The 24,575-nt window shown below is 43.6% G+C and carries 23 protein-coding genes; 9 read left to right on the forward strand and 14 right to left on the reverse strand.

Annotated elements, in window-relative coordinates; translation table 11 throughout:
- Window positions 1-103: 103 nt before the first annotated feature.
- The 5 genes from D0463_RS04435 to D0463_RS04455 all read right to left on the reverse strand — a co-directional run bounded on the left by D0463_RS04435 (window position 104) and on the right by D0463_RS04455 (window position 7,899).
- Entirely contained in the window at window positions 104-2,224 is a 2,121-nt protein-coding gene (locus D0463_RS04435; RefSeq protein WP_117305548.1) for a choice-of-anchor J domain-containing protein, read from the reverse strand.
- Between the two features lie 160 nt (window positions 2,225-2,384).
- Window positions 2,385-4,985: a calcium-translocating P-type ATPase, PMCA-type gene (locus D0463_RS04440; RefSeq protein WP_117305550.1), complete on the reverse strand. Its 2,601-nt coding sequence runs from the start codon at window positions 4,983-4,985 to the stop codon at window positions 2,385-2,387.
- A 321-nt stretch (window positions 4,986-5,306) separates the two neighbouring features.
- Complete coding sequence (locus tag D0463_RS04445; protein ID WP_117305553.1) at window positions 5,307-6,482, reverse strand: toxic anion resistance protein; 1,176 nt, start codon at window positions 6,480-6,482, stop codon at window positions 5,307-5,309.
- A gap of 1 nt (window position 6,483) precedes the next feature.
- The gene (locus tag D0463_RS04450) at window positions 6,484-7,134 is read right to left on the reverse strand and encodes a 5-bromo-4-chloroindolyl phosphate hydrolysis family protein (RefSeq protein ID WP_117305556.1); all 651 of its coding nucleotides are present in this window, start codon (window positions 7,132-7,134) and stop codon (window positions 6,484-6,486) included.
- A 483-nt stretch (window positions 7,135-7,617) separates the two neighbouring features.
- Window positions 7,618-7,899, reverse strand: coding sequence for a hypothetical protein (locus D0463_RS04455; protein WP_254052709.1), 282 nt, complete (start codon window positions 7,897-7,899; stop codon window positions 7,618-7,620).
- A gap of 431 nt (window positions 7,900-8,330) precedes the next feature.
- Here D0463_RS04455 and D0463_RS04465 point away from each other — a divergent pair, with 431 nt between their 5' ends.
- Together D0463_RS04465 and D0463_RS04470 are read left to right on the forward strand one after the other, a co-directional pair.
- Window positions 8,331-8,663, forward strand: coding sequence for an ArsR/SmtB family transcription factor (locus D0463_RS04465; protein ID WP_483295714.1), 333 nt, complete (start codon window positions 8,331-8,333; stop codon window positions 8,661-8,663).
- Between the two features lie 2 nt (window positions 8,664-8,665).
- Entirely contained in the window at window positions 8,666-9,166 is a 501-nt protein-coding gene (locus D0463_RS04470; protein WP_117305563.1) for an SRPBCC family protein, read from the forward strand.
- Window positions 9,167-9,361: 195 nt separating this feature from the next.
- Here the strand turns inward: D0463_RS04470 and D0463_RS20045 are convergent, their stop codons facing one another.
- Both D0463_RS20045 and D0463_RS04475 read right to left on the reverse strand, forming a co-directional pair.
- A complete protein-coding gene (locus D0463_RS20045; RefSeq protein WP_301950623.1) occupies window positions 9,362-9,484 on the reverse strand; it encodes a hypothetical protein in 123 nt (40 codons plus the stop codon).
- 118 nt (window positions 9,485-9,602) lie between these two features.
- Complete coding sequence (locus D0463_RS04475; protein WP_117305565.1) at window positions 9,603-10,169, reverse strand: Uma2 family endonuclease; 567 nt, start codon at window positions 10,167-10,169, stop codon at window positions 9,603-9,605.
- Window positions 10,170-10,383: 214 nt separating this feature from the next.
- On the opposite strand from D0463_RS04475, the gene D0463_RS04480 reads away from it, so the two are divergent.
- Window positions 10,384-10,620, forward strand: coding sequence for a hypothetical protein (locus D0463_RS04480; RefSeq protein ID WP_117305568.1), 237 nt, complete (start codon window positions 10,384-10,386; stop codon window positions 10,618-10,620).
- A gap of 68 nt (window positions 10,621-10,688) precedes the next feature.
- On the opposite strand, the gene D0463_RS04485 is transcribed toward D0463_RS04480, so the two are convergent.
- The gene (locus tag D0463_RS04485; protein WP_117305570.1) at window positions 10,689-10,886 is read right to left on the reverse strand and encodes a hypothetical protein; all 198 of its coding nucleotides are present in this window, start codon (window positions 10,884-10,886) and stop codon (window positions 10,689-10,691) included.
- A gap of 422 nt (window positions 10,887-11,308) precedes the next feature.
- Between D0463_RS04485 and D0463_RS04490 the strand changes: the two genes are divergently transcribed.
- Window positions 11,309-11,767: a YndM family protein gene (locus D0463_RS04490; protein WP_160118361.1), complete on the forward strand. Its 459-nt coding sequence runs from the start codon at window positions 11,309-11,311 to the stop codon at window positions 11,765-11,767.
- Window positions 11,768-11,838: 71 nt separating this feature from the next.
- On the opposite strand, the gene D0463_RS04495 is transcribed toward D0463_RS04490, so the two are convergent.
- The 4 genes from D0463_RS04495 to D0463_RS04510 all read right to left on the reverse strand — a co-directional run bounded on the left by D0463_RS04495 (window position 11,839) and on the right by D0463_RS04510 (window position 17,422).
- Window positions 11,839-12,834, reverse strand: coding sequence for a zinc-dependent alcohol dehydrogenase family protein (locus D0463_RS04495; protein ID WP_117305575.1), 996 nt, complete (start codon window positions 12,832-12,834; stop codon window positions 11,839-11,841).
- Window positions 12,835-12,898: 64 nt separating this feature from the next.
- Window positions 12,899-14,236: a (Fe-S)-binding protein gene (locus D0463_RS04500; protein WP_117305577.1), complete on the reverse strand. Its 1,338-nt coding sequence runs from the start codon at window positions 14,234-14,236 to the stop codon at window positions 12,899-12,901.
- Window positions 14,233-15,645, reverse strand: coding sequence for a glycolate oxidase subunit GlcD (gene glcD / locus D0463_RS04505; protein ID WP_117305580.1), 1,413 nt, complete (start codon window positions 15,643-15,645; stop codon window positions 14,233-14,235). Before glcD ends, D0463_RS04500 begins: the two co-directional genes overlap by 4 nt.
- Window positions 15,646-15,730: 85 nt before the next feature.
- The gene (locus D0463_RS04510; protein ID WP_117305582.1) at window positions 15,731-17,422 is read right to left on the reverse strand and encodes an L-lactate permease; all 1,692 of its coding nucleotides are present in this window, start codon (window positions 17,420-17,422) and stop codon (window positions 15,731-15,733) included.
- Window positions 17,423-17,735: 313 nt separating this feature from the next.
- Between D0463_RS04510 and D0463_RS04515 the strand changes: the two genes are divergently transcribed.
- The 4 genes from D0463_RS04515 (at window position 17,736) to D0463_RS04530 (ending at window position 21,559) form a co-directional block, all read left to right on the forward strand.
- Window positions 17,736-18,464: a FadR/GntR family transcriptional regulator gene (locus D0463_RS04515; protein ID WP_117305584.1), complete on the forward strand. Its 729-nt coding sequence runs from the start codon at window positions 17,736-17,738 to the stop codon at window positions 18,462-18,464.
- 187 nt (window positions 18,465-18,651) lie between these two features.
- A complete protein-coding gene (locus D0463_RS04520) occupies window positions 18,652-19,368 on the forward strand; it encodes a (Fe-S)-binding protein (protein WP_117305586.1) in 717 nt (238 codons plus the stop codon).
- Window positions 19,369-19,418: 50 nt separating this feature from the next.
- Window positions 19,419-20,843 (forward strand): LutB/LldF family L-lactate oxidation iron-sulfur protein, encoded by a 1,425-nt coding sequence (locus tag D0463_RS04525; RefSeq protein ID WP_117305588.1) that lies wholly within the window; start codon window positions 19,419-19,421, stop codon window positions 20,841-20,843.
- On the forward strand, window positions 20,843-21,559 hold the full coding sequence (locus tag D0463_RS04530; protein WP_117305677.1) for a LutC/YkgG family protein: 717 nt from the start codon (window positions 20,843-20,845) through the stop codon (window positions 21,557-21,559). Before D0463_RS04525 ends, D0463_RS04530 begins: the two co-directional genes overlap by 1 nt.
- A 207-nt stretch (window positions 21,560-21,766) precedes the next feature.
- Here the strand turns inward: D0463_RS04530 and D0463_RS04535 are convergent, their stop codons facing one another.
- Window positions 21,767-23,113, reverse strand: a complete 1,347-nt coding sequence (locus D0463_RS04535; protein WP_117305590.1) for a M28 family peptidase — start codon at window positions 23,111-23,113, stop codon at window positions 21,767-21,769.
- Window positions 23,114-23,410: 297 nt separating this feature from the next.
- Here D0463_RS04535 and D0463_RS04540 point away from each other — a divergent pair, with 297 nt between their 5' ends.
- Complete coding sequence (locus tag D0463_RS04540; protein ID WP_117305593.1) at window positions 23,411-23,836, forward strand: CBS domain-containing protein; 426 nt, start codon at window positions 23,411-23,413, stop codon at window positions 23,834-23,836.
- Window positions 23,837-23,902: 66 nt separating this feature from the next.
- On the opposite strand, the gene D0463_RS04545 is transcribed toward D0463_RS04540, so the two are convergent.
- On the reverse strand, window positions 23,903-24,520 hold the full coding sequence (locus D0463_RS04545; RefSeq protein ID WP_117305595.1) for a methyltransferase: 618 nt from the start codon (window positions 24,518-24,520) through the stop codon (window positions 23,903-23,905).
- Window positions 24,521-24,575 lie beyond the last annotated feature (55 nt).

Below are 24,575 nucleotides of genomic sequence, written 5' to 3' on the forward strand. Positions count from 1 at the left end.
TACTGCCTTCATGGCTCGGGACTTTCACCCTAGAGACTACACCCATGCCGGGCGCACCATTAAAAGCCCCCGGCCAGGCCGGGGGCTTTCTTATTACTTAATCTTACTTGGGCTTCTTCTTATCGTTTTTGTACTCAATTTCATACGTAAAAGCGACTGGATTTTTCTTGTCAGCCGGTGCTGCGTATGACGTGATCATATAATTCTTGCCGTCTTTGAATAACTGGCGAAGCTGGAGCGCTTTTTCTTCGGTTACATTAAACGGCTCAACATGGACCACTTTATACTCTGTTTTCGCGTTCTTCCCTTTACCTTTCGTTTGTTCATTAATAAATGTCACGGTATATTCAACATACTGTCCTAAAACTTCATCGATTGACTTGAAATTGTCCGTTGATGAACCATCACTGGAAAAACCGATTTCCGGAATTTCGATGTTATCAACAAACCAGCCTTCCTCTGTAGTTCCCCAATCAGTCATATATCGGAATGAAACCAAAACTTTCTGGCCGGCATATGCAGATAAATCAAAGGACTCATTCTCCCAGCCGTCGCTATGGCCTGTGAAACCTGGCAGATTCGCTTTAATTGTTGGATAGCCTTCTTCCACAACGTCAGAACGGGTATTTTCATTGGCCAGACTCTTCCATGTCTTTCCACCGTCTGTCGAAACCTGGACCGCTGCGAAATCCCATTGTTCTTCAATTTTATAATGATGGTCAAAATTCAAAGTAGCTTTATTGACATTGGTTAAATCCGCTTCAAGGATTAAGGAATTATTCGCTTCATCGCCCGCATTGCCCCATAACACCTTATTATTGGCATCAACTGGATCAGCTGCGGATTTCCAAGGGGATGGCAGGAAATCCACTCCGTCAAAGGAGATGTTACGGATCTTGCCGGATTTTTCAATTTCCTTGAAGTCTCCGCCCCACGCAGGCACACCTTCTTTTTCAATCGCCTTTGCAGCTTCATAATTCACGGTGAATCCACGTTTTGTGCCTTTATCATCCACTACCAAATCTCTTAAATCAATACTGTCAAAATTATAGATTCCTTTACCTGGTTTATCGCTATCAATGGCGAGTGCTGTGATAAAACGATTATACACATCTTCGAAATCAAGCTTTTGCCCGTACGCAGGCAGCGTTTGGTTCACGCTGTCAATGCCGTTCGTGTCATTCAATGCAAGATCACGGATGTACTCCCTGCCGAACTTATCATTCATATAAAGCGTAAATAAATACACTTGTCCATAATCAGCGATCGTTTCCGGCCCTGTTGTTGCCCCTTGATGTTCATCCCAGCTAACCAGAGAGTTTTCCGGATGGTCGAGATAGAAATTGATCGATCTGTCATCATGGCCGTAGCCGCCAAGATACTCGGAGAATGTAGACATTCCTTCATTTAACCATGTTTCTTCATCACCATCATTGTCGCTATGGATTAGGTGCTGAAGCTCATGGATCGTTGTCCCATAGAAAGTATTCTCAAGACGGGTATCCCAATCTCTTGTATCAATGGTAATGATATTTCTATCAATATAGTTTTCTAGCGTTCCCCAGAAAAAGCCGGCAACAAAGAATGGATAAGTTGGATCTTTGTAATTATCATCGATAATATTATCTACCAGCATAATGACTTTATCGCTGCCCTCGTAATAGCCTTTTGGTAATAATTTATCATTGGCAAGCGGTGATTTTGATCCATCATGAACGTCCGGTGTTCCGAAGAATTCAGTCGCTTTCGGATAGATGTTTGCGTCGAACTCATTCTTTAATTTATCAACCTGCTCCTGTGTCACTACATGGGCCGGACGGCTATCTCCCTCAGGGAATGAAAGGTCGTTGGCTACCCAGATTTCCACATTATTACCGACGCTCCTTAAAGTGAAATCTTTGAATTGCAAGTTTCGATTCAAAAATTTCTTCGTTCCGCCGTCGTATGTAAATGAACTGTCCGCAGAAGTAGAATCACTACCTGATTGCTCATCAAAATTGATCGCTTCCGCCTGCTTCTTAATGCTGTCTTCCGCCTTCTTTAGAAACGCTTCATCCATTGAGAGGCTGTTTAAATAACCATCAATATCAACCCTGTCGCCATAACGTTCTGTATCCCAATTTGGTGTTGCCGCTTCTGCCGTGGGCGCTGCTGAACCTATAGGTGCAAGCAAAGATAGCGCTAAAGCACCGGTTGATAGTACTGAAAATAATTTTTTCTTCAACTAAGTGACCCCCTTACAATAATTGTATTAATGCATAAATTATTCTAACATGCCGAATTTTCTGAATAAAGGGTCGATAGGACTACACCCTAATGAAAGACAAAAAGGCTGAAGAGGAACAGTATATCTTCCTCTTCAGCCTTTTTAGTTTTTACATTATTTAACTCCTAACAAATAATAATTTATAAATCTGAATCAGCACAAGCGGCACGAGCGATAATCCATAGATCATATAGAATTGTGCGCTATTCAGATCTGCCACTTCAAATACGCCTTTCAGCGGTTCGAACATGAGTACCAGGTGCAATAGCAAAATCCCCAGAATCACCGCAAACCAGATATATTTATTGGAGAATACTCCGATTTTGAAAATGGAATGTTTCGCTCTTGCATTGAATCCGTGCAGCAATCTTGAGAGGCAAAGAGTAGCGAATGCCATTGTGCTTGCGATTGCGGCGTCTCCAGTTGATAATCCGATATGGAAGGCAACCAGGGTGACAATCGCGATCAATAAACCTTCTGCAATAACCCTTCTCGCGAATTGCCCATTTAACAACGGTGTTCTAATATCCCTTGGCTTTTCTTTCATGATGTTTTCGTTGTGCGGCTCCAAGCCGATTGCGATAGCCGGTAGACTGTCTGTAAGCAAATTGATGAATAACAAATGCACAGGTGCGAACGGTACGGGCAAGGCTCCTAATGACGCGTATAGTACCGCAATGATTGCCCCGGTGTTCCCTGATAACAGAAACCTGATTGCGTTCTTAATGTTCTCGTAGATGCTTCGCCCATTGGAAATGGCTTTGACGATTGTGGAGAAATTATCATCGGTGAGCACCATCGATGAAGCGTCTTTCGCAACCTCTGTACCGGTTATCCCCATAGCGATTCCGATATCTGCCTGTTTTAAGGCCGGGGCGTCATTTACGCCATCCCCCGTCATCGCCACGACATTTCCTTTTTCCTGCCATGCCCTTACAATCCTGATCTTATGCTCCGGGGACACCCTCGCATACACGGAAATATCTTCAACCTTGTTTTGGAGTTCTTCATCGCTGAGCTTTTCCAACTCAATCCCTTCAACAGCTTCCGATTCATCCTTCAGAATCCCGATTTGCTTGGCGATGGCACTGGCGGTAATTCGGTGGTCACCTGTAATCATCACCGGCTTGATGCCTGCCTCGATACAATCCCTCACGGCGGCTGCCGACTCTTCTCTTGGAGGGTCCATCATCGCCGTAAGCCCTACAAAGATGAAGTCTTTTTCATCATCGAAACTGATAGTAGGATCATCGACCTCTTTATAGGCGAATCCCAGAACCCGCAATCCATTTCTTGAAAATTCCCTATTTGCTTTTTCGATGTCTTTTTTATGTTCTTCGGTAAGGTCGGTTACACCCTGTGAGGTTTCGATCTTTACCATTCTCGAAAGGAGGACATCGAGTGCACCCTTCGTGATCATCACTGTCCTTTGATCGATTTTGTGAACCGTGCTCATCAGCTTTCTGTCAGAATCGAACGGGATTTCCCCGATTCTTGGATATTCTTTTCTGACAGTCTGTTCATCCAGCTTATAGATTTCCCCGAAATTAACGAGCGCAATTTCCGTGGGATCGCCAATTTCTTTCTTTTCTTCGGTGATGGAATCATTGCACAGCAGGGACATTAAAATAAAATTCTTTTCCAGCTCCCTGTCTTGGTTCAGCTGATCATGCTCCACCACTTTATTATCGACAAAAACCTTTTGCACGGTCATCTTATTCTGCGTCAACGTTCCCGTTTTATCGGAGCATATGACGGAAATACTTCCGAGACTTTCTACCGCATGGAGCCTTCGGATGATCGCATTTTGCTTAGCCATCCTCTGCGTTCCAAAAGCGAGTACAATCGTTACGATCGAGCTTAATGCTTCTGGGATCGCCGCTACGGCAAGCGATACCGCGAACATAAAGGAGTCGACAATTTCGCGTCCTCTAAATAGGTCAAGCCCAAAAATAACCAAGGCGATGACAATGATGACGATCGCAAGCTTTTTCCCGAAATCATCCAGGCTTGCCTGGAGAGGCGTTTTCTTTTCCTTCGCCGATTCCAACAGGTTAGCGATTTTCCCGATTTCCGTCTTCATACCGATTCCGGTTACTAAAACAACGGCTCTTCCGTAAGTGACGAAGCTTCCGGAAAACACCATATTTACTCTGTCGCCAATCGGTACGTCATCTTTGTCAATCGGTTCAACGGATTTGTTGGAACTTACCGATTCACCAGTAAGGGAGCTCTCATTTACCTGCAGGCTGTGGCTTTCGATAATTCTGCCGTCCGCACTGACATAATCGCCGGCGTCCAGATAGAGAATATCCCCTACCATCACTTCCCTTGAAGGAATTTCCTCTCTTTGCCCGTTCCGTAACACCTTGGCTGTCGGTGAAGACAGAGCCTTCAGGCTGTTCAAGGATTGCTCCGCCTTGATATGCTGGACCGTACCGAGAATAGCATTAATGATGACCACTATTAGGATAACAATCGTACTTTCAAATTTTCCTAAGAAGGCGGAAATCAGTGCAGCCGCAAGTAAGATAATAACCAGGAAGTCCCGAAACTGATCAAAAAACACTTGTACCGCGCTTCTGCGTTTTGCTTCTTCTAATTCATTGAAACCATATTGTTCACGTCTTTTCTGGACATCATCAGCACTTAAACCCTGTTCAGACACATCCAAGGTTCTCATCACTTCATCGGATGATTGCCTGTAGAATTCACTCATTCTGCATCTCCTTCCCAAAACATGAAAAAAGTTTCTGTTAATCTGCTTTAGTGACTAGTATTTTACTTTACTGTACCTTTTATGTTAACAAATAGTTAAAAACCCTGAATCGAAATGAAAAAGGCCACAACCCTCTGATTAGGATCGTGGCCTTTCCGGGAAAATTAATAGTCCGAGAAAACAGATTAAAATGATTTAAGCGAAAAAATGCATGATTTACGCGAAAGTACCACTCACTTAAGTGAAAATAAGGGTGATTCACGTGAAAATGCTCTCCATTTAAGCGAAAGTGGAAATCCCAGGGTTTTCTCATCAAGAAAATCAACCACCCTTTACTTCCAACAGCTTTTGCCTTAGATCATTTTCCATAGAACCGAGCTCCAGCTCAGCCTGGCGGCGTTTATTCCGGCCTTCTTCCTGGATGCGCAAGGTTTCTTCAAGAGTAGAAAGTAAATTCTCCTGGGTTTTCTTAAGCGTTTCGATATCGATCAGGCCGCGTTCATTTTCTTTCGCGGTTTCAATTGTATTGCTCTTTAGCATTTCCGCATTTTTTAATAATAGCTCATTGGTTGTCTTTGATACTTGCTTTTGCGCTTCGACTGCATTGCGCTGCCTGATCAGTGTTAGAGCGATTGCAACCTGATTTTTCCACAATGGAATCGCCGTCATGATCGACGATTGGATTTTTTCTACAAGCGCCTGATTTGTATTTTGAATCAGACGGATTTGCGGAGCGCTTTGTATCGTAATCTCCCGGCTTAATTTCAGATCATACAGGCGTTTATCAAAACGGTCGGCGAATTGGACCATATCGTTTACTTCCTGGAACTTCATTTGGTCATTTGTTGCTTCAGCCATTTTCCGAAGCTCCGGGATCGTTATGCCATGCAGCTCCTCCAGCTTGATTTCCCCGGCTGCGATATACACATTCAAAGCCTGAAAATATTCTTTATTATTTTCATAAAGCTTATCAAGCATGACGATATCCGAGAGGAGGACATTTTTGCTGCCGTCGAGCTTTACGCTGATCCGATCAATCTGTGCCCCTGTCTTTTGATATTTGGACAGTACCTCTTGAACGGAACCGGATACTTTGCCAAACATGCGGCCAATCAACGTCCGCTTCTCCGGTTTCAGTTCGTCCGGGTTTACGTCGTTCAATTTCTTCATTAAGTCGCTGATGATCGTGCCTACCTCGCCTATATCCTTCTTCTGAACATGCCCAAGCATCGTTTCCGAGAAAGAAAGGAGTTTGGATTGCGCCGGCGTGCCATATGAAATCATCGCCTGGTGGTTTTTCGGGTCAATCTGTTTCGCAAGCTCGTAGGCCTTGGCCTTGTTTTCTTCCGGGATGACATCAATGAGTTTAACCGGTTTTTCTTCTTTCATATGGAGGTTAGAAGCTTGTCCGCTGTCTCCGAATGGATTAGATAATAAATCATCCATTAAATCCGCGCTGCCAGTTTTATTTAACAGGGATGGGTTGGTTTCGCTCATATTATCTCCTGCCTTCTTTTAGTAATTGCGATTCTTTTACTGTTTTCATCGAATGCTTCACCACATCCATTTCGAAATGAAGCTGATCAATGTCATCAGAAAGGATTTGATATAAATCTTCTTCGATCGAATCCTTGATCTTATCCAACGTCCGGCGCGTATCGGCAAGAGACTTTTTAAGCTCTTTATCCATTTTAGGCTGGGCCGATAAAAAAACATATTTCTCTGCCAGCTCGACTGCCGAATCCAAATGGGTAAAATAAAAGCGTTCCGCCTTGTAAAAACGCTTTGGCTCCTTTTTGGTCAAACCGTATATTTTTCTCGTAATCCGAATGAATTCGATCCTATCTTTTATGGAAGAAATATCCCGCATGGAAACAAGCGCCTTATTCAGCCGGGTAATTTTTTGCTTCGCTTCATCTAAATTCCCCTTAATATATCGATACTCTTTCCTGGTCAGTCCGTATCTTTTTAATGAACGGTGCTTCAAATAAGCTGAAATCCCGCCGTATATGGCGATTCCGCCACCTAAGGAAACCGCAGTCGCGACCAAAAAAGTTTGATTAAAAGCAAAATAAGTGACCAGCCAAAAAGTGATAGTTGCAGGAATTGAAAAAAATATGGTTACAAGAAATGAAAAAAACTGTTTCATTGAATATCGACTCCTGACATAAGCTCTATACCTACACATACGAATGGATGGAAATAGAGTTTCATTTAATGAAGAAAAAGTATAATTTCTCTCTCAAGTTTAACCATACAGAATAGTTGTTAATCCTGCCAGGGACTGTGAATGTAAGGGGAACTAGGGCTTGAGGCGTAGTTTTAAAATCCGCTTACCGAGGAGTTACAAAATATATATGAAAAAAGGAGGAAGTAAAATAACAAGCGCAATCACCATTACACCCGACGATAACGACATTTCTTTCTCAGAAATTTGAGGGAGCACTTTTTCGATAGACCATGTTATAAAATAGACTAGGAGACCAACTAGAGCAGCTGTTGAAATAAAGTCATAGGGCAACACAATTGAAAAGTTCTCTTTGATTATATCTACAAAATTTATAGCTAAAATACCGATAATTATGAAAATAAGTGAGGTTAATCTCAGGAGTTATATCCCCCTTTTTTAAAATTAGCTTTCCATTTCAACTAGTCTGGCAACCTCATGCCCGCAATTTTTGCATTTACCCTGCAGTACAATCCCAAATTTATCCGGTTCTATCGTATAGTCCACAATCGTTACAACATCGCCGCAATGTCCGCAGAAGACATTATTAAGTAACATATCACGATCCGCTTGAGGGATTTTCATCCATCTGCTGGCTGCACCAAATGATATGATTTCTGCATGCTCTTGTGCTCCATCATCTTCTTTCATTTTAGTGGAAAGATATGATTGGAATTCCTTGCTCATCTTGAAGCTTTCAACCAGAAGATCCGTTAGTTCTTTTTTGAGTACCCCTTAAGATGCTCTCTTAGCTCTTTAATTGAGAATTTGCCGTTCTTATCTTTCATCACATGATCAATCCATTTCCATTTTTACTCTTAGACTATCATGGTTTAAAGCATCAGTAAAATTATCATCCCTATATAGTATTTATTATTTTAGAAGAAGAAATTTTTAATAAATGGTGAGAATCAAAGGGAAACCAGCATGATTCTGCATTTTAATTAAAAAACACCCTTTAAATCAATTCTTAGTCCATCTTTGATTATTGATGTAAGTTCTCCAATATCTATTTTCGTAGCGTATTGTTCATACTTTTCTTCTTTATTCATTCCGAATCGATTAACTTGCTTATTGTATAACTCGAGGATAATATAACTGTGTGGTAATACAACAAATTGAACAGGACAGTGATTATCATGCAAAATCAAAACCTATTCGAGATCATAGCTGAAACAAACCGGCGACATATAATAGACCTTCTGCGCACCAAACCGCGATCCGTCGGAGAACTGGTCGAACGCTCTCAATTAAGTCAACCGGGCGTTTCTAAGCATCTTCGGATACTGCGCGAAGCTGGCTTGGTCACCGCTAGCAAGGAATCGCAAAAGCATATTTACCATTTGCATGCAGAACCGTTAAAAGAAATTGATAATTGGCTGGAGCCATACCGTCAGCACTGGTCGGACAGGCTCGATGCACTTGAACATTTTTTAGATGAGGAGGACTAAAAATGTTAGCTGTAATAGAGAAGGTTGAGGGTGGCTATGTCGCCCGGTATGATCGTCCTTTAAAACATTCCGTAGAAAAAGTGTGGGCTGCTTTGACAGAAAATGATAAACTGGCAAAATGGATGTCAAACCTCCAAGTAGAAGAACTTCGAAAAGGAGGAACCATAAAGTTTGATATGAAGGACGGTTCCGGATCATTCATCGATATGGAAATTTTGGATTTCCAAGAGTATTCCGTGTTGGAATACGAATGGGGCAAGGACCGAGTCCGCTTTGAATTATACCCAAAACCGGATGGCTGCCTGCTCGTATTGAAAGAGTTTATCAGCACCTTAACGGATCACACATCAAAGGATCTATCAGGCTGGCATGTGTGCATGGATGTTTTGTCTGCATTACTGGAAGGCCGTTATATGGAATTCCCAAAAGGCGAATGGGAAAAATGGCATGAGAAGTATAAATTAGCCGTCAAGGAGATGCAAATAATCGAGTACGATTCATGATGATCGAGAACAAATTCGGACAATCGAGCACAAATCCAGATAATCGAGCACAAATCCAGATGATCGAGCACAAATCCAAATAATTGAGCACAATTTCAGATAATCGAGCACAAATCCAAATAATCGAGCACAAATCCAGATAATCGAGCACAAATCCAAATAATCGAGCACAAATCCAAATAATCGAGCACAATTTCAGATAATCGAGCACAAATCCAAATAATCGAACACAAATCCAAATAATCGAACACAAATCCAAATAATCGAGCACAAATCCAAATAATCCAGCACAGCACAAATCCGTTGACGAGAATTCATCAGCAAACCACTCTTAGGGAGTGGTTTTCAACTTTAATTGATACCCTGCTTTACAAACCACGGATTAATTTCTTCAGCAGTCTCATGGAGAATTAATAGAAATGAGACAATACCTACTTCATTTTGAAAAAATATCATCCACATCTATGCTAAGACCCTTTAAGGCCTTTGACGCTAGAACCCCCGCGTCAATTTTCATATCATATTGTTCATACATTTCATCTTCATTAAGGGCATAAACAGTTATTGCATGAAGCATGGGATTTACAATCCAATACTCTTTCACTCCATACTCCATATATAAATTCAGCTTTGTAACCAAATCATGGGACTGATTGGATGGGCTCAGAATTTCAACAATTAAAGTCGGAACACCAACATACCTTGCATCAGTAAACCCACTTTTATCACAGACAATGCATAAATCGGGTATAACAATCCTGGTACCCTCCACTCCATCTTTCTTTAATTCAATATCATAAGGCGCACTAAATACTTCACAGTCTTTTCCTTCAAGAAACATACCGAACCTGAGCTGAAGCTTGCTTGACACCCTTTGATGCTTTGTCGATGGTGATGGGGTCATGTATACAAATCCATCCATATATTCAAGTAAATCTGTACTGCTTTCCCGCATTTTAAGATACTCATCTAAAGAAACAAAGCGATCACCGGCAAGTGCCATAGTTTCACTCCTTAGAAATCATTTATTACCTATTTTATCATGTTTCATTAGCGAATTCCTTGTCATCTATGATTCACCCGGTGCCTTCGGTTCGATACAATTCACATCAACTGAAATACTTAAAAGACTCATCGAGAAAATCCAAAATCAACTGGAATAATGTTCTCAATACAAGGAAAAGTAAAAAAGAATACTTTTGAGAGGGGTAACAGTTATGTCAAAAAGGGATAAGCACGCTAATGGGGATCAATCTGGTACAAACCCTGGCAGCCACACAGAAAATGACGCTGTTGACGTCAGCAGTCTTTCTTCCAATAGCAAACAAAACCCGGAAATCCGTTCTGGCGGTCGGGGGCCTGTCATCATTAATGACCCGGAAGCCACAGAATTAAATCGCGGGATTTTTGATAACACCCACCGTGAATATTATGATGGTGACCAGTACCGATAAACTGAATCATTACGCAGTAAAAAAGAGCTCGATTATCCTATACCGGATATCGGGCCCTACATTATTTTTTAGGTTAATTTTTTGTTCGTTTTATTATCCACACTTGCGAATTCTGTTCCAAATCTCCCGGAAGAGCCCGCTTGATTCTCTGCGGCTTCAGCCTGGTTACGGCAAGTTGCCTCAGCGTCCACTCCAGGGGCATAATCCGAGTTTTGGAGAGATTGATTAATGCATGCTGCATCCCGGCTTTGTCGATTGTCTGCCATCGCTCATCACCTCCCCGCTATTAATGTATCCAAAAACCAACCTGCGTATTTCGGAGTTCTTCAAAGTTTTACGGAATCATCCCCACTTTGTACGGAATTCCTCAATAGTTTACGGGAAAAGATCTGAATTTCACGGAATTATTTATTAGTTTTACGGAAAAATAACTACGTATGCCACAGCGAGACCTAATCTTTGCTTTTATCTTTATGATTTTTTCGGTCGGTTATATAAAGCATGACACAGCTGGAGATAAAGGTAACGATCCCCATAATGGATGTCAGATAGTACATATGCATGATGTTCACGATTCCGCACTCCTGTCTGGCAATTTTTTATTAGTTTCCCTTTTTTTTCGGTAAAAAATACCTGTAATATGCTCCAGCACATTAGGAAAGCTACCTGTAATGAAGGAGGGTGTAATATGGAACATGTGAGATCAATTGTTATAAAATACGTATTTACTTTGGCGATTCTTTACGTTATTCTGGGCATCATTTTCGACATGAGCTTCACGAACGTGTTATTGACTGCCACGGTGGTCACTGTAGCGGAATATATCATTGGCGATTTGTTAATATTGCCAAGGACGAATAATACAATTGCTACAGCTGCCGATTTTGGTTTAGCCTTGTTTGTTATATGGGCCATGATTGCGAGCCTGACCGATGCTGCCAACCCGTTTGTGCCGGCTCTCATCGCTTCCGCGACATTTGCGGTCTTTGAATACGTATTTCATAAATATTTCGCCAACACTGTACTCGATAATGGAGACAAGCCACGAAATCAGACGAGGATGCAATTCCAGACAGAAGCATCTGAGGAGTTTTCTCCGCCAAGGCGCGCAAAAGGGAAGAAAAAAGATCGTTTGCCAAGGCTATAAACGTAGTATCAATTCAATCAAAAAAAGAGTGTCCCAAAGCAGGCTTTGGGGCACCCTTCCTTATTACCGTCTTACCAATTATTGTTTAAAACAACTTTACCTAAAGCCTTACCGGACTCGAGGTATTCATGCGCTTTCGAAACTTCATCAAAAGTAAAATGGGTGGAGTCAACAAGCGGGCGAAGCTTCCCTTCCTCAACCACCTGAGCAACCTTCTGCAAAATCTCGCCATGATTTTTTCGCTCGTCCGCATTGATGATCTTCAATAACATAAAGGTGACATGCAGCGAAAGTCCCTTTGCATGCAATAGGGAAAGGTCATGTGTCGATCGGGCAGCAATTGCCAGAACCGTTCCGTGCATGGCTGCGGCTTCAAAAGAACGATTAAGGTTTTCTCCCCCTACCGTGTCAAATATGATTTCAAATCCTTTTCCGTTCGTATATGTTTGGACATAGTCCTGGACGGCTTCTTCTCGATAGTTAATTGCCTCGTCTGCTCCCAGACGCTTCGCAATCTCCTGCTTCTCCTTGGAAGAGGCAGTAGTATACACATTCGCTCCCGCCCATTTGGCCAGTTGAATTGCTACATGCCCTACTCCGCCGGTAGCCGCGTGCACGAGTATATCTTGCCCGGCTTTAAGGTTACCTCTTTCGAATAATGCTTCCCAGGCAGTGATACTGACCAACGGCAGGGCAGCGGCCTCTTCCATCGTCAGATTTTTCGGTTTGTGTGCAAGCAATTGGGCATCTGCCAGCATAAATTCCGCAAGTGCACCGCCGGTTCCTTTGAATCCGCCCGCGCAGCCAAATACTTCATCACCTGGTTGAAACCTGGTAACCCCTTCGCCTACTTCGGCGACAATCCCGGCAACGTCCCCTTGTATCACTGCCGGAAACTCTGGGGAAACGGCAGGAACTGCTCCACTGCGGACTTTCGTGTCAATCGGATTCACACTCGTAGCCTTAACTTGGATAAGGATATGTCCCGGTGTTACCTCAGGCTTTGAAATCTCTTTTAATTCAAAAATGGTAGGGTCGCCGAACGATTGAATTATTTGTGCTTTCATTCCCATCACTCCTTTCCTTTCACTTTACAGAAAATTCGGATTGCGGACAATCATTACGGCTGAACTAGACAACTGCCGGTTCTTTGACAGCATCCAATAGCAGGTCAACAATATGGACCCCTCTCATAGTAGATGAAAGTCCTTCCCGTTCGATGCCAAGCTTCATTTGCAGTAAGCATCCCGGATTTGCTGTCGCGATTGTCGCAGCATGTGTAGCCTTTGCCAGCTCCATCTTGGTATCGAGTAATTTCATCGACATTTCCGATTCGATAATATTGTAAATTCCTGCAGAGCCACAACAGCGGTCTGCATTTACCATTTCCTTGAATTCCACACCCTTGATCGCTTGAAGCAGCTGCCTTGGTGCAGACGATGTTTTCATGACATTCCGAAGGTGACAGGAATCCTGGTACGTAACAACTTGATGCGGCAGCTCCAGGTTGACCTTTTCATGAAATTTTGTGGCGACGAGCACTTCCGAGATATCCTTGATTTTTTCTTTAAAAGCGATGGCCCGTTCTTTCCAATCAGGGTCATCCTTAAGCAAATGGTCATAATCAATCAAGAATGCGCCGCACCCACCGGCATTCGTAATGATGAAGTCAACATTTAAATCTTCAAACGCTTTAATATTCCTTTTCGCAAGGTCCTTCGCACTCTCCTTTTCCCCGCTGTGTCCGTGCAGAGCTCCACAACAGGCCTGCTCCTTGGGTATCACTATTTCACACCCGGCAAGCTGTAGGAGTTTCATCGTTGCATTATTCGTTTCAAGGAAAACAGTATCCATTAGGCAGCCGCTAAAGAAAGCGACCCTGCTCGTTTGTTGACCGATAGAAGGTAAATGTTCCGGACGATTTTTCATTTCCTTTCTCGTAGGCACCTTTGGCAGGACTTTTTCCATGGCAGACAGGTTATCAGGCAGAAGCTTCAACATTCCCGTGCTTCTCACGACTGTCTGCAGACCTGAACGCTGGTAAAATCCAAGCATGCCTGTCAGGTTCTGCATCCGGTTTTGATGTGGAAATAACCCGTTGAATACAACCTTTCTTACCACTTTTACCGGAAGTGAATGCTTTTTGTTCTGGTTGACGATATCCCTTGCTTCCTCGAGCAGATGTCCATAATTAACACCTGACGGACAAACAGGCTCACATGCCCGGCAGCCGAGGCAAAGATCCAGAGATCTTTCAAAGTCTTCATCCGGTTCGACAAGGCCATCCACCACTGCCTTCATCAAGGCAATTCTGCCGCGCGGTGAGTGTGTTTCCTGATAGCCGGATTCGATGTAGGTCGGACAGGTAGGCAAGCAAAACCCGCACCGCATACAGTTTAGCAATTCATCCTGATCCATGCGTTCATTGAATTCGGTTTGTATCTTTCGCTGTTCTTGTAAGGTTGTCATTTTGCGATCACCACCCGCTGTCTGCTTTCTTCTGCGAATACCTTTCCAGGGTTCATGATATTATTTGGGTCCAAGGCATTTTTGACAGCTTTCATCGCTGAAATCCCTGCTTTCCCAAGCTTCCATTCAAGATAAGGGGCCTTCATGACGCCCACACCATGCTCACCGGTAATCGTTCCGCCCAGTTCAATCGCCTTTTCGAATATTTCAGCAAACGCCTTTTCGACACGCTCCATTTCCTCATGGTTCCGGGCATCGGTTGGGCATGTCGGATGAAGGTTTCCATCCCCGGCATGGCCGAATGTACAAATATCCAAGTTGTATTTCTCGGCAATTTCATTGATCGCTTTTACCATTTTGGCGATTTCTGACCTTGGCACGGTCGCATCCTCTAAAATCGTTGTTGGCTTTAAGCGGGCAAGGGCGGACAAAGCGGTCCGACGGGCTGTCCTTAAAGCCTCCGCCTCTGTTTCAGACTGGGCAATTTGGACGGAGACCGCATTTTCCTGCTTGCAGATTTCTGAGATTAATGCGATATCACGTTCGACGACTTCAGGCGGGCCATCCTGCTCGATTAATAGGACAGCTTTCGCTTCTGTCGGCAAGCCAATGCGTGCATAGTCTTCCACTACCTTCAATGTTGGCTGATCGAGAAATTCAAGGGTAGCAGGGATAATTTTATTAGCGATAATTTTTGAAACGGATTTCGCTGCCGAATCCAAGTCTTGATATAAAGCAAGCATCGTCTTTTTAGTCTCGGGAATGGGAATGAGCTTTAAGGTTGCCTCCGTGATGACTCCAAGCGTCCCCTCTGATCCAACATACAGACGGGTAAAGTCATAGCCTGCTACATCCTTCGCAAGTTTGCCGCCTGTACGGATGATTTCCCCATTCGGAAGGACAATCTCCAGGCCCATTACATAATCTCGGGTCACCCCATATTTCAACCCGCGAAGCCCGCCCGAGTTTTCATTAATGTTGCCGCCAATCGTAGAGATTTTCATGGAACCGGGATCCGGCGGGTAAAACAAGCCTCTTGCTTCGGCGGCTGTGATGACATCAAATGTGATCACTCCGGGCTGGACGGTTGCGGTTAAATTTTCTTCATCAATTTCAAGAATTCGGTTCATATGTTTAAACAGCATGACGATCCCGCCTTCGAGCGGACACGTACCGCCGCATAGGTTGGTACCTGATCCCCGTGGCACAATCGGGACATGGTGCTCATTGCAAATCTTGACGATTTCCGCTACCTCCGCCGTATTTCTCGGGCTGACAACGGCATCCGGAAGAGCCTGGTAATTCGGTGTTGAATCATACGAATAGACGAGCCGCCCTGTTTTGGAATCATCGAAATTTTCAACGGTCACGACAGCGACCATTTTTTCCTTAACTGTGTTTGTTAGCAATATCCTTCACTCATTTCTGTTTAAAAATTTACACTGGCTGACTTATGTGCTCACAGGATATGTTTAGTAACTTCTTGTCATATGGTTAAGGGATCATCCAGCTAAGAACTGTATTCTGCAAGAACGTGATAATTCCTACCAGAGTGACAAGGAAAAGGCTGTGCTTGATCGTGAAGCGGAATAAATCTGATTCTTTCCCTGCAAGTCCAACTGCCGCACAGGCAACTGCAATGGATTGAGGCGAGATCATTTTTCCGGCTACGCCACCTGATGAGTTGGCCGCAACAGCAAGCACTGGATCCATCCCGATTGATGTGGCCGTGATCTTCTGCAAATTCCCGAACAACAGGTTGGCGGACGTGTCCGATCCTGTAATGAAAACACCAAGCCAGCCAAGGAATGGTGAAAAGAATGGGAACAGGATCGCTCCGGTTTTCGCCAGACTCATACCAAGGATGGTACTCATACCGGAAGCATTGGTTACGTATGCGAAACCAACAACAGATCCGATCGTCAGGATTGGATATTTTAATTCATTTAATGTCTCGCCCATTGTGACCACCCAATTTTTCCAGGAGATCCCGACAATGAACTTGGTGATAATCGTCGCGATCAGGATAGCCGTTCCGGCAGCCCCGAGAATTTCCAGCTTATATACAGCAGCAATTGGATCTCCCGCCGAATTAATCACTTGATTATTCAGGAAAGGAACCTCAGGAGCGAAGGTCAGGGAATGCCCGACTGAGTTGATTGCTTTTAGAATCCCGTTTGTGCCTTCATAATGACCTGTCAAGGCCAGTTTAATGGCCGGGATTCCCCATAGTGAAATGACTCCAGTAAGGACAAGGAATGGAGACCAGGCCTTAAAGACTTGTCCACCCGTATAATGCTGCTTGCCGGTTGTAGCTTTCACAGCAACAGCAGCGGCCATTTCCTGTTCGGCCGGAAAACGGTAGATTGTTTTCGGCTTCCAAAATTTAAGAAAGATAACCATCGCGAATAGTGATACAAGCGCAGAGAGAATATCCGGAAGCTCTGGCCCTAAGAAATTAGAAGCTAGATACTGTGTCACAGCAAAGGACACGCCTGAAACAAGAATAGCCGGCATGATTTCCAACGCTTTTTTGAAGCCCGCCATGATGACGATTAAGTAGAATGGAATAAACACGGAAAGAAACGGAAGCTGGCGGCCGACCATTTTCGAGATTTCCATCGCCGGGATCCCGGTAGGACCTTCTACAGCAATGATTGGAATACCTATGGCTCCGAAAGCAACAGGTGCCGTATTAGCGATCAGGCACAGCCCTGCAGCATATAACGGATTAAAACCAAGACCAACCAAAAGCGCGGCGGAAATGGCAACCGGAGCCCCAAATCCGGCTGCTCCTTCAAGAAAAGCCCCGAACGAAAACGCAATCAATAATGCCTGAATGCGGCGGTCTTCCGTTATCGATAAGACCGAATTGCGGATAATATCGAACTGCCCGGTTTTCACGGTCAGCTTATATAAGAAAACAGAAGTGATAATAATCCAGCCAATCGGCAAAATCCCGTAAACGGCACCCTGCGTCGCCGACATAACCGCCATACCTGTTGGCATTTTAAACGCCACGATGGCGGTAACCAAGGCGACCCCCAGGGTGGTGATGCCGGCAATATGGCCTTTCATGCGTTTGATGGCCATCGCCCAGAAAAAATACAAGATAGGAATCAAGGCAACAATAGCGGAAAGAGCAAGATTATCTCCTACCGCTGTAAAATCTTGATGAAATGACATGAAATTTCCCCCTTTGAATAAAATGATTAAATCCTTCATGGAACACATTTTCAAATAGTAATCGCTTACAAAATAAGATAAGGTCATCTGATGACTGGGTGATTAACCTTGTATACGAAAAATTATAGAGACGATTCGGAAAATTTACAACTACTTATTTGATTTCTTAGAATATTTTCTTAATTCCGAGGGTTTGACAACCATTTTTATTAAACCTATGAATCTCTTTGAAAAGAATAGTTCAGCTAATTTGATAGGAACGATGTATAATAGGATGTAAGTTTTTGAAAAAGTTGGTGTGGAGGCTTTGAACTTGGAATATAAAAAAATTAAACCAAAGAAAATATATGAGGAAGTCGCTGAGACCATTTACGACTTGATTAGGACTGGAGCACTAAAGCCAGGCGAAAAACTTGATTCCGTCCAGCAGCTCGCCGAAAATTTTCAAGTTGGCCGCTCTGCGATAAGGGAAGCGTTGACGTCTTTAAAAGCGATGGGACTTATTGAAATCAGGCAAGGCGAAGGCACATACATTAAGGAATTTGAAACAGAACAAATTGCATTCCCATTGTCCACTGCCATTCTGATGAACCAGGAAGACATTGCCCACCTTTTAGAGGTCAGGAAAATCATCGAAACCGGGACGGCATACGCGGCAGCAAAAAAAAGAACGGACGAACAGCTTTTGGCCATGGAAGAAGCCTTAGAAGAAATGCGCCTTATTAACGGAAATGAAGAACTCGGAGAAAAAGCGGATCTTCAATTTCATTTTTCCATTGCCAAGGGTTCACAAAATCCGTTGCTAATCAACCTGATGAATCATGTTTCGGGATTGATGGGTGAAACAATGAAAGAAACCCGCCGCCTTTGGCTGTATTCGAAACAAACAACAACAGACAGGCTTTATGAAGAACATCTCGCTATCTATCATGCTATAAAACGGCAGGATGCGGAAAAAGCAAGAACCATCATGCTTGAACATATTGAAAATGTTGAAGGTGTCCTTACGAAATACTTAAAACAAACGAAATCCCCAAAATAAATGCACCCAAAAACCACCTCTTTTTTTAAAAAGGTGTTTTTTTTCAAAAAAGAGTGTAACCCCTTTCAAAATTTGTTACGATTATAGTAATATTATTTTGAATATTTGTTATAATGTTAGCCAAGTCATCTGATGACCAGTTCATCACATCCATATGATAATGAAATTGATTCAAGGAGATGTTGATATGAAAGTAACTCTTTTTGCAACATGCTTAGTAGATATGTTTCAAAGTGATGTTGGAAAAGCAACGGTAGAACTGCTGGAGCGGCTAGGATGCGAAATAGATTTTCCTGAATCCCAGGTGTGCTGTGGACAGCCCGCTTATAACAGCGGATATGTAAAAGAATCCAAGGAAGCCATGAAGAAGATGATCGAAGCATTCGAAAGCGCCGAATACGTTGTATCTCCATCCGGATCATGTACGGCGATGTTCAAGGAATATCCTCATCTTTTTAAAGGCGACAGCGAATGGGAGCCAAGGGCAAAAAAACTCGCCGAGAAAACGTACGAGCTGACCCAATTCATCGTCGATGTTTTAAAAATTGAAGATGTGGGCGCACGCTTTGAAGGCAAGGTTACCTATCATACCTCCTGCCATATGACAAGATTGCTTGGTGTAACAACAGCACCTATGACTCTATTGAAACATGTAAAAGGCTTAGAATTTTCGATGCTGCCCAATAAGGAACAGTGCTGTGGCTTCGGGGGAACTTTCTCAGTTAAGATGGCGCAAATTTCCGAGCAAATGGTAGACGAAAAGGTCCTGCATGTTGAAGAAACAGGGGCTGATTATTTAATTGGAGCGGATGCCGGATGTATGATGAACATCGGCGGACGAATTGAAAGAACAGGAAAACCAATCAAAGTGTTGCATATTGCTGAAGTGTTAAACAGCCGTTGAACCAGCGAAGATAAATGGCACAAAAATATTTAAGGATGGAGGAACTTCCTATGACAATGAAAATCGGGACAGGCGATTTCAAAGAACGCGTTGACCAAGGAATCAATGATGCTTTTATGCGCGGAGCTGTTGCCGGGGCACAGGAACGAATGGGCACGCGCCGGAATGATGTGATCTCTGAACTGAACTGGGAGGACTGGCGTTCACACGGAGAAGAAATTCGCCAGCACGTTCTCGAGAATTTGGATTATTATTTAGAGCAGCTTAGCGAAAATGTTGCAAAACGCGGAGGCCATGTATTCTTTGCGCAAACCGGCGAGGAAGCAAATGAATATATCCGAGAGGTTATTGCCAAAAAAGATGCAAAAAAAGTCGTGAAATCAAAATCAATGGTAACGGAAGAAATTTCGTTAAATGCCGCTTTGGAACAAGCCGGCTGTGAAGTCATTGAAACGGATCTCGGGGAATATATCCTCCAGGTCGATGACCATGATCCTCCCTCTCACATCGTAGTACCGGCATTACATAAAAACAAAGAGCAAATCCGCGATGTATTCACAGAGAAACTCGGCTATCAACTAACCTCCAAACCGGAGGAACTGGCCGGGCACGCCCGAAAAAAACTGCGCGAGGAATTCATGACCGCCGATGTCGGAATCACCGGATGCAATTTTGCCGTTGCTGAAACCGGCTCATTCAGCCTCGTTACAAACGAAGGAAATGCTGACCTTGTTACCTCCCTGCCGAAAACGCAAATTACCGTGATGGGAATGGAACGGATTGTTCCGACCTTTGAAGAAATGGAAGTGCTTGTCAGCCTGTTGACCAGAAGCGCGGTCGGCCAAAAGCTAACAAGTTATATCACCGTCCTGACCGGTCCGCGGGAAGAACTCGATGTTGACGGCCCGGAGGAATTCCACCTCGTCATCGTCGATAATGGACGTTCAAACATTTTAGGCGGCGAGTTTCAATCTGTCCTGCAATGTATCCGCTGCGCGGCATGCGTAAATGCCTGCCCGGTCTACCGCCATGTCGGCGGACATTCGTATGGATCCATCTACTCAGGGCCGATTGGAGCCGTATTATCTCCGTTGCTGGGAGGATACGAAGAGTATAAAGAACTTCCTTATGCATCTACCCTGTGCGCGGCATGTACGGATGCATGCCCGGTGAAAATTCCGTTGCACGATTTGCTTCATAAGCACCGGCAAGTCATTGTCGAAAAGGAAGGCAAAGCGCCCATTTCCGAAAAACTGGCGATGAAGGCATTTGGCTTAGGGGCCGCCTCACCGATGCTGTATAAGATGGGATCAAAAATTGCGCCAACAGCGATGAATCCATTTACAGATGGGGATCGAATTTCAAAAGGGCCGGGTCCATTAAAAGCTTGGACCGAAATCCGCGAGTTTCCAGCTCCGAATAAAGAGAGATTCCGAGATTGGTTTAAAAATAGAGAAAAAGGGGGCCAACAATGATGCAAGGCACCATTCAAAACCAAGAGACATTTCTAAATCAAATCGCAAGCCGTCTTGGCCGGGAACGCTTATCTGCCCCAGTTCCACGTCCTGCGTGGAAATACCAACCCCAAGAAGAAGTGCTGAAGGACGCCACGGCGGACGAGTTGGTCGAAGTTCTAAAAACCCATTGTTTAAAGATCCATACAAGTCTAGTACTGACCGACTTAAATGGCTTGCCCGAAACCCTCGAAAAAACGGTTGCGGACTATGGCAATGAATCGATTGTGACATGGAAAGATCAAAGGTTTTCTGATTGGGGTCTTGATCCATTATTAAAAGATACTCTGCCCCGGCAAAATATTGACGTTTATGAATGGGACCATACGAAAGGGCACGAAAACATCCGGCAGGCTGAAAAAGCCAATATCGGAATCACAATCAGTGAAATCACCCTCGCTGAATCAGGTACCGTTGTCTTGTTCAGTGATAAGGATAAAGGCAGGACAGTTAGCTTCCTCCCGAAAAGCTTTGTCTGCTTAGTTCCCAAAAGCACCTTAGTCCCGCGCATGACCCAGGCTGCAAAGATCATGCGGGAAAGACATCTGCAGGGTGAGATGGCATCATGCGTCAACTTCATTACCGGCCCAAGCAACTCAGCTGATATCGAGTTGAATTTGGTCGTAGGTGTGCATGGTCCGATTAAGGCGACTTATATTCTGATTGATGATTTGTAGGACAGGACTAGTGACGCCGATTTATAAAAATAGATTTGGGATAATTGCATTCATGATCAATGGATTGAAAAAGCAGACAGTGCAGCGAGGATCTTTTAAAGATTCCCGTGCTGTCTGCTTTTTGTTTGATTTAGTTGCTGAAAGGTATTCATTACTAGACATGGCTAACTAGCATTTCATTTTGGTGATTCGCTTCACAAAATCATGTTATTTTCTGATTAAGCTATAAATAGAAGCCCCAACCAAGTCCCCCGCTTCTTTAAGGCGCTCTGGACTAATATGTTCAAGCGTATCAAGCGGAGTATGGTAATATGGCTCTAAATTAGCTGTTCCCGGCTCGCGGCGAATAAAGTTTACAGCTGGGATGCCTGCTTCATGAAAGGAAACATGGTCAGAAGCACCGCGCTGATACAGGATCAATTCTGAAGGGGTTCCGATTCTCTCCGCTGTTGCCTGTGCCGTATCCGAGACGATGTTAGCCTTCCCGTCAACTGTATTCATGAATATAGCTGATGCATTTTCCCATGAAGTCCCCACCATATCCATGTTAAAGTTCCCGATGCTCCGGGCAATTTCATCATCGGTCAACTGGCTAACATAATGATGTGAACCAACCAGGCCGATCTCCTCTGCCCCCGCAAATACAAAACGCAACTCCTTGTCTATTGGGTAGCTCTTCATCACACGCGCCAATTCTAAAGAGACCGCTGTCCCTGTAGCATTATCACTTGCCCCCGGTGCAAACGGTACGCTATCGTAGTGGGCAGATACGTGTAAAATGTCATGATTGCTCCCTTTTTTCGGCAGCTTGGTTGCGATAATGTTCTGTGATTTCACGTTTTCGATTCGTTCTATTTTCAATGTAACCGTTTTGTTTTGCATGACAACATCCTGTAATAAAGCCTCTCCACTAACTTTGGTGATACCGCCCACCGCAATCGGCACCTCGGCACCAAGGGATGGATTTAACGGGGCCGGTGAATCGACATTATTATAAATCAGTACCCCAATGGCGCCCGCCGCATAGGCATTGTCTACCTTTTGTTTAAATGTCAATCCTTCTCCCCTGGATATAAGAGCAATTTTTCCTGCCGCAGCTTCAGAAAAATCCGTCACCTTTCCATATCCGGCATTAAATAGTTCTGCAGTGATTCCCTCTTTTGACGTAGAGGCTGACCCCGCAGGGATTGTGACCAACACTTCCTTTTGGTCGCTTGTTTGCAAATGGCCCATCAGCCTGTCAGGTATACTGAATTCTTGAGTTTCTACTTTATAGCCATAAGACTGGAGCCGCTTTTTTATATATTCAGCTGCCATACGTTCCTCCTTGGTTCCCGTCACGCGCGGGCCGATTCCTTTTGATAGCAGAGCCACATCGGCATACATCCGTTTAGCACTGACATTAGCCGTAATCTTTCGGTCAAAGGCTTTGGAATTTGGTTGTGTTACATTATGTACTGCGGCTTCTGCAGGGCCCGCAAAATCCACAGGCGCAAAATACAGACCTGAAGTTAGTAGAATCGTTGAGAGCATAATAGAAGAACGTTTTTTCATATTTCTTGCCTCCTCAAGTATTCATTTCATAAAACCTATTCGCTTTCATTTCGTACAATCCTTTTTCAACTATAAAAACAAGGCTATTAGACTAGCTTTTCTACACAACCAAAAATATTTTTTAGGACAAAGGTTTGGTCGTTAATATGAAAATATAAGTATTGATAGAAAAAACGATTGCCAGTGAAATTCTCAAATCATCCCATGAAAAAAACTGCATAAAACTAACAGTTTCCAGGCTGAATATCCGGGTATCTTTAAAGTAGAATCAAAAAAATTTTCTTAGGAGGAATTCCAATGAAAATAGAAGAAGTGATGACGAGAGAGGTAGAATACTGTTCAGCTGATACGCCAATTTATAAGGTAGCGCAAAAAATGAAGGAGCTGGACGTCGGGGTCATCCCGATTTGTGAAGGAGACCAACTGACAGGTCTTGCGACAGACCGTGACCTGGTCATCAAAGCAATGGCCAGCGATATGCCAAACGATACTCCCGTATCCAATGTGATGACACAAGACCCTGTCCGCGGAACGATTCATATGTCGGCAGAGGAAGCGGCCGATTTAATGGCCGATGTCCAAATCCGCCGCCTGCCAATCGTCGAGAATGGCAAATTAATTGGCATTGTCTCCCTGGGAGATCTCGCCGTGACAGAAAAACTCGACGGCGAAACGGAAGAAGCGCTCGAGGAAATCTCCACCCCGTCAAAACCGATGCAATAAATAGCCAAAGGGTGTCCCGTGAATCTCGCGGGACACCCTTTTTATGTTGAAATTTGTGTTTACTACTTAAGCCCCCGAATATGCCAACCGATAAATTAAAAACCTTTCATTAGCATTGTCCTCATAAAAATGAGGCAGAATTACTTCCTCCTTCAATTCAAAAGAGGTGTCGTTTTCCAGGAAATAAATATAATCTTCTGATGGATAATAGAGAACCAGGTCTACCTCCCTTCTTTCCTCTTCTACAGAAAATAAGATATTGTTAATGATATTCATGAATACTTGTATCGAAAATGGATTAAAAAAATAGAACCTATTGTCGGATGGATCAATTTTGTATTCTTCCGCAAAGCAATAATGGAGATGAATTTTATCTTTACTCTGTTTATATTTTTTCAAATAACGATTTCTATTTGCAACTGCTTCTTGATAAAGGGTTTCGTTCATCTCTACTCCTACAACCGTTGCATGAGATAAATAATTGATATAAAAGATTAATCGGCCTTTTCCACACCCAAAGTCGACAACGCGGTCGCTGCTGTTCCATTTATATATATTAAATAATTCTTCCAGGGCACGATATGGGGTTGCCTCATAACGGTGATAATGCAGCGACTTATGAAAACCCTTTTGGTCTCCTTCTGTTTTTACGTTCAGTAATTTATCGTAATCCTTCTGCTTCATCGATTTTCTCCTCGTGACCCTCTATTCTTATATTGAAAAAAGGCGCCCAATAAAT

Origin of the sequence: Bacillus sp. V59.32b, from assembly GCF_003429085.1 — a bacterium.
In the GTDB taxonomy this organism is placed as follows: Bacteria; Bacillota; Bacilli; order Bacillales; family DSM-1321; genus Peribacillus.

What these genes read in the sequence shown, in the direction of transcription:
- D0463_RS04440 (WP_117305550.1), bottom strand. Translation starts at nt 4,985, where the DNA reads ATGAGTGAATTCTACAGGCAATCATCCGATGAAGTGATGAGAACCTTG.
- D0463_RS04445 (WP_117305553.1), bottom strand. Translation starts at nt 6,482, where the DNA reads ATGAGCGAAACCAACCCATCCCTGTTAAATAAAACTGGCAGCGCGGAT.
- D0463_RS04450 (WP_117305556.1), bottom strand. Translation starts at nt 7,134, where the DNA reads ATGAAACAGTTTTTTTCATTTCTTGTAACCATATTTTTTTCAATTCCT.
- D0463_RS04455 (WP_254052709.1), bottom strand. Translation starts at nt 7,899, where the DNA reads ATGAGCAAGGAATTCCAATCATATCTTTCCACTAAAATGAAAGAAGAT.
- D0463_RS04470 (WP_117305563.1), top strand. Translation starts at nt 8,666, where the DNA reads ATGTTAGCTGTAATAGAGAAGGTTGAGGGTGGCTATGTCGCCCGGTAT.
- D0463_RS20045 (WP_301950623.1), bottom strand. Translation starts at nt 9,484, where the DNA reads ATGAATTCTCGTCAACGGATTTGTGCTGTGCTGGATTATTTGGATTTG.
- D0463_RS04475 (WP_117305565.1), bottom strand. Translation starts at nt 10,169, where the DNA reads ATGGCACTTGCCGGTGATCGCTTTGTTTCTTTAGATGAGTATCTTAAA.
- D0463_RS04480 (WP_117305568.1), top strand. Translation starts at nt 10,384, where the DNA reads ATGTCAAAAAGGGATAAGCACGCTAATGGGGATCAATCTGGTACAAAC.
- D0463_RS04485 (WP_117305570.1), bottom strand. Translation starts at nt 10,886, where the DNA reads ATGGCAGACAATCGACAAAGCCGGGATGCAGCATGCATTAATCAATCT.
- D0463_RS04490 (WP_160118361.1), top strand. Translation starts at nt 11,309, where the DNA reads ATGGAACATGTGAGATCAATTGTTATAAAATACGTATTTACTTTGGCG.
- D0463_RS04495 (WP_117305575.1), bottom strand. Translation starts at nt 12,834, where the DNA reads ATGAAAGCACAAATAATTCAATCGTTCGGCGACCCTACCATTTTTGAA.
- D0463_RS04500 (WP_117305577.1), bottom strand. Translation starts at nt 14,236, where the DNA reads ATGACAACCTTACAAGAACAGCGAAAGATACAAACCGAATTCAATGAA.
- D0463_RS04510 (WP_117305582.1), bottom strand. Translation starts at nt 17,422, where the DNA reads ATGTCATTTCATCAAGATTTTACAGCGGTAGGAGATAATCTTGCTCTT.
- D0463_RS04520 (WP_117305586.1), top strand. Translation starts at nt 18,652, where the DNA reads ATGAAAGTAACTCTTTTTGCAACATGCTTAGTAGATATGTTTCAAAGT.
- D0463_RS04525 (WP_117305588.1), top strand. Translation starts at nt 19,419, where the DNA reads ATGACAATGAAAATCGGGACAGGCGATTTCAAAGAACGCGTTGACCAA.
- D0463_RS04530 (WP_117305677.1), top strand. Translation starts at nt 20,843, where the DNA reads ATGCAAGGCACCATTCAAAACCAAGAGACATTTCTAAATCAAATCGCA.
- D0463_RS04535 (WP_117305590.1), bottom strand. Translation starts at nt 23,113, where the DNA reads ATGAAAAAACGTTCTTCTATTATGCTCTCAACGATTCTACTAACTTCA.
- D0463_RS04540 (WP_117305593.1), top strand. Translation starts at nt 23,411, where the DNA reads ATGAAAATAGAAGAAGTGATGACGAGAGAGGTAGAATACTGTTCAGCT.
- D0463_RS04545 (WP_117305595.1), bottom strand. Translation starts at nt 24,520, where the DNA reads ATGAAGCAGAAGGATTACGATAAATTACTGAACGTAAAAACAGAAGGA.